A 4,890-nucleotide genomic window follows, 5' to 3' on the forward strand; every position below is an offset into this window, starting at 1 on the left:
GTCTACCTCGTGGCCCCCTCGACCACCCCGGAGCGGCTCGATATGACGGTGCACGCCGGTGGTGGCTTCATCTACGCCCAGTCGCACATGGGCGTCACCGGGGCGCAGGAGGACGTCTCCACCGACGCCCGCGGCGTGGTGGACCGTGTCCGTGCGGCCACCGACCTGCCGGTGGCAGTGGGCCTTGGTGTGCGCAACGGTGACCAGGCCGCAGCCATCGCTGGGTACGCCGACGGCGTCATCGTCGGTTCCGCACTGATCACCGCCGCCGGGCAGGGGGGCGGGGCGCTCGGCGCCCTGGCCGCTGACCTGCACGACGGGGTTCGACGATGACTCTCGCCGCCGACACCGCGCTGCTCGCCGCGATTCCCTCGCCGGCCCGGGGTGTCTGGCACCTCGGGCCGCTGACCGTGCGGGCCTACGCCCTGTGCATCCTCGTCGGCATCATCGTCGCCGTGTGGTGGACGGTGCGCCGGTACGTCGCCCGCGGCGGCGACGGCAACACCGTCATCGACTGTGCGATCGCCGCGGTCCCGGCCGGCATCGTCGGTGGCCGTGTCTACCATGTCATCACCGACCACGAGAAGTACTTCGGTGAGGGGAAGGAGTGGACGGACGCCTTCAACATCACCAACGGTGGACTGGGGATCTGGGGTGCAGTCGTTTTCGGCGGGATGGCCGTGTGGGGGGTGCTGCGGTACAAGAAGCTGCCGCTGGCACCCTTCGCGGACGCCGTCGCCCCGCCGATCCTGCTGGCCCAGGCGATCGGCCGACTGGGCAACTGGTTCAACCAGGAGCTCTTCGGCGGGGAGTCCGACGCCCCCTGGGCGCTGGAGATCTACCGGAGGGTCGACGGGAACGGCAACATCGACAACATGGACGGGATTTCCGACGGCACCGTGCTGTTCACCGTCCAACCGACCTTCCTCTACGAACTGTTGTGGAACCTGCTCGTCGTCGTGCTGCTCGTCTGGGCGGACCGCAGGTTCCGCCTCGGCGGTGGCAGGGTGTTCATGCTCTACGTCGCCGGCTACACGTTCGGCCGGTTCTTCATCGAGCTGCTGCGCACCGATGCGGCGACCACCGTCTTCGGTGACGTACGCGTCAACTCGGTGACTTCCGGGGTCGTCTTCGTCTGCGCGGTCGCGCTGCTCGTCCTCACCCGGAAACGGACGCGGGAGGACCCCGCCGAGGTGAATGCGGGGCGCCCGGTGGGTGAACCGGAGGAGACGTGCGACCCGCGGTAGCGGGTGCCGGGGAGCAGGGCTATCCTCGGGCAGTGTGAGTAGACGAACCAAGATCGTATGCACCCTCGGCCCCGCAGTGGCCTCCCGTGACAGGATCCGGGAGCTGGTGGACGCCGGGATGAACGTGGCACGCCTGAATTTCTCCCACGGCGAACACGCGGACCACCAGCAGAATTACGAGTGGGTGCGGGCGGCCTCGGAGGCTACCGGCAAACCCGTCGGAGTCCTCGCCGACCTGCAGGGCCCGAAGATCCGGCTCGGTAGGTTCGTCGAAGAGAAGACCTACTGGGCCGACGGTGAGGAGGTCCGCATCACCGTCGACGACGTCCCCGGCACCCATGACCGGGTCTCGACGACCTACAAGCAGCTCGCCCGGGACGCCAAGCCCGGTGACCGTCTCCTCGTCGACGACGGCAAGGTCGGCCTGGTCTGCAAGGCCGTCGAGGGAAACGACGTGATCTGTGAGGTCACCGAGGGGGGCCCCGTCTCCGACCACAAGGGTGTCTCCCTGCCCGGCATGGATATTTCTGTGCCGGCCCTGTCCGAGAAGGACATCCGTGACCTGAAGTTCGCCCTCAACATGGGTGCCGATGTCATCGCCCTGTCTTTCGTCCGGTCCCCGGCGGACGTCGAGCTCGTCCACGAGGTCATGGACGAGGTCGGCCGTCGCGTCCCGGTCATCGCCAAGCTGGAGAAGCCGGAGGCCGTCGACGCCCTGGAGCCGATCATCCTCGCCTTCGACGCCGTCATGGTCGCCCGTGGTGACCTCGGTGTCGAGGTGCCGCTGGAGGAGGTGCCGCTGGTGCAGAAGCGGGCCATCCAGATCGCCCGCGAGAACGCCAAGCCGGTCATCGTCGCCACCCAGATGCTGGACTCGATGATCGAGAACTCCCGGCCGACGCGTGCGGAGGCCTCCGACGTCGCCAACGCCGTCCTCGACGGTGCGGACGCTGTCATGCTTTCCGGGGAGACCTCGGTGGGCAAGTACCCGGTCGGCACCGTGAAGACCATGGCCCGGATCGTGCTCGCCGCTGAGACCGATGGTGAGGTGCCGCCGCTGAGCCACTCACCGCGCACCAAGCGAGGGGTGATCAGCCTCGCCGCGAAGGAGGTGGGGGAGCGGCTCAACGCGCGCGCCCTGGTCGCCTTCACCGCCTCCGGTGACACAGCCCGTCGCATCGCTCGCCTTCGTTCGCGTCTGCCCCTGCTGGTCTTCACCCCGTCGGAGGCGGTGCGCAACCAGCTGACCCTGACCTGGGGCGCCAGGACCTTCCTCACCGAGCAGGTGCACACCACCGATGAGATCATGCAGGAGGTCGACCGCCTGCTGCTCGCCGAGCCGGACTTCGGCCACGACGACCTGGTCGTCATCGCCGCCGGTTCCCCTCCCGGGGTCGAGGGCAACACCAACATGATCCACGTCCACCTGCTCGGTGAGGACCTCACCGTTCCCCCGGCGGACAAGCAGTAGTCCACAGTCTGGAGTTCCATGGTCAGTTCCCCGGTCAGTTCCCCCGTCATCCCCGCCGCCGACACCGCACTGCTCCTCGAGGGAGGTGGAATGCGGGCGGCCTACTCCGCCGGAATCGTCGACGTGCTCATGTCGCACGGCGTGCAGTTCGGCTGGGCCGGCGGGATCTCCGCCGGGGCCAGCCACCTGGTCAGCTACCTCACCGGTGAGCGTGACCGGCTGCGCCGGAACTTCGTGGATTTCGTGCTGGAGCCCGAGTTCGGGGGCTGGAGCCACCTGCTGCGTGGACGGGGCTTCTTCAACGCCGAGTACATCTACGGCCGGGCCCCGGGGCTGGATCTGCCGCGCCCCTACGACTTCAACCTGGTGGCGCAGTCACCGACGCAGTTCCGGATCGGCGCGACCCGCGCGGACACCGGCGAGGGCGTCTACTGGGGGCGCGACGACATCGCCTCCCTCGGGGACCTCATGACCCGGGTCCGGGCGTCCTCCTCGATCCCGTGGGCGATGCCCCTGCCCACCATCGACGGGGTGTCCTATGCCGACGGGGCCTTCGGGTCCTCGGGCGGGGTGCCGCTGGACGCCGCGGAGGCCGACGGTTTCGACCGCTTCTTCGCCGTGCTCACCCAGCGCCGCGGGTATTTCAAGGAGGGGATCTCCCGGCCGAGGCTCACCAGGACATTCCTGCGTCGGTGGCCCGGTCTGGCCGAGGCGATGGTGACCCGCCACGAGCGGTACAACGCGACGATGGAGCGGCTGTACGAGCTGGAGGCGCAGGGTAAGGCGGTGCTGGTGTTCCCGGAGGACGTCACCCGCCTGGTCAGCTCCACGGAGCGCGACATCCGGGTGCTGCGCAGCTCCATGTCCTACGGGGTGGCGCAGGCGCTGCGGCAGTGGCCGCAGTGGGAGGCGTTCCTCGGAAAAGATCTACTATCTCGCCGGGCCGTAGGGTAGGCGGTGAATCAAGATCCACCTATCGTGATGTATCCTGCATGGGTTACCTTAAATCGCCTGACTGCAAGGGGTATTTTTCACTGTGCCTGGTATCCGACTGCCGTAACCGATGGAATTTTATGTTTTGGAGCATTTCAGTCTCGGCAGCGACCCCGTCGCTGTCGGTGAGTCCGCGCGGCGATGGTTGACTTTCGCTGGCGCTGCGGAGAGCGCGGCGGCATCGCTGCGAGCGATCAGCGATGGTGGCTTCGAGGGGGCTGAAGGCGATCAGTACCGGGATATTATTAATTCAGATTTTCCACGTCATCTCGAGGTGACTTCAAGTGCACACCAAGGCGTAGGCGAAGCCATTGGTCGTTATGCTGGAGCTTTGACTACGTCGGTGCAGGAAATGGCAATTCTGTGCGCCCAGGCCCGTGGCTACTGGTTGGCTGTCGATAGTGCGGCGATTGCGGTGGATGTTGCCGAAGCTGCTGCGGTTTCTGCGGGGGCGGCGAATCCAGCGGCGGATGCCGCAGTGGTTCTGGCGGTCGAAAAGAATCAGGCCGCGCTTACCACTTGGGGATTGGCGGTCACGCGCTCGGAGGAGATTAAGACCGCACTCGGGATTGAAGTGACGGCGGCAGTTGCGGATATCGAATCGCAAGCTAAGCGGAGATTTGAGAAAAATCCTAGCGCGTGGGATAAGGTTAAGAATTTTTTTGATTCCGTAACCGACTTATTTTCCGGGGTATTGAAGGAAGTTTCCAGCCTTTTGCACACGCTGGCGGGCTTTCTCATTGGAATGGTCCTGAATTCCCTGTCGTCAATAATGCAATATCTCGGAAGGGTGTTGTCTGGTATTCTTTCTCTGGCATCCCGAGGGGTGGTTATATTGGCGGATTCCGTGTATGCATTAGGTCAATCATCTCTTCACTTACTCGCTGAAGCAGGGAAAGTCGGGGCTGTTGGAGTTCGGGCATTGGAAGGGGTAGTCCACAGTGGTGGCCACGCGCTATCGGAGGTAAAAGACTGGGCTATTGGGAATGCATCTGATGCTGCCAGTGAGTTACTTTCTCTTGGCCTGGGGGATAGTGATGTGTCCGATGAACTTTATAACGAGATAACCAGGGGTAACTGTCGAACTTGTGCAGCCGAGCCGGTGGACATGGCGACCGGTGCGATGGTCGATTTCGAGGTCGATGTCAATGTTCCCGGCGTTCTGCCGCTGATCGTGGA

At 65.1% G+C, this 4,890-nt stretch carries 4 protein-coding genes and 1 pseudogene; all 5 read left to right on the forward strand.

The genetic code is table 11. From position 1 onward, the window contains the following. Positions 1-333: tryptophan synthase subunit alpha (locus QZV72_RS06220; RefSeq protein WP_297006360.1), on the forward strand; the 333-nt coding region annotated here is incomplete at its 5' end. Further along, a complete protein-coding gene (gene lgt, locus QZV72_RS06225; protein ID WP_297006361.1) occupies positions 330-1,247 on the forward strand; it encodes a prolipoprotein diacylglyceryl transferase in 918 nt (305 codons plus the stop codon). The genes QZV72_RS06220 and lgt, both read left to right, overlap by 4 nt. Before the next feature lie 34 nt (positions 1,248-1,281). After that, the gene (gene pyk, locus QZV72_RS06230) at positions 1,282-2,718 is read left to right on the forward strand and encodes a pyruvate kinase (protein WP_297006363.1); all 1,437 of its coding nucleotides are present in this window, start codon (positions 1,282-1,284) and stop codon (positions 2,716-2,718) included. 18 nt (positions 2,719-2,736) lie between these two features. Then, a complete protein-coding gene (locus QZV72_RS06235) occupies positions 2,737-3,672 on the forward strand; it encodes a patatin family protein (protein ID WP_297006364.1) in 936 nt (311 codons plus the stop codon). Positions 3,673-3,796: 124 nt separating this feature from the next. Beyond that, a pseudogene (locus tag QZV72_RS06240) lies at positions 3,797-4,890 on the forward strand (hypothetical protein); the annotation flags it as partial.

Origin of the sequence: uncultured Corynebacterium sp. (assembly GCF_902782855.1) — a bacterium.
GTDB lineage: Bacteria > Actinomycetota > Actinomycetes > Mycobacteriales > Mycobacteriaceae > Corynebacterium.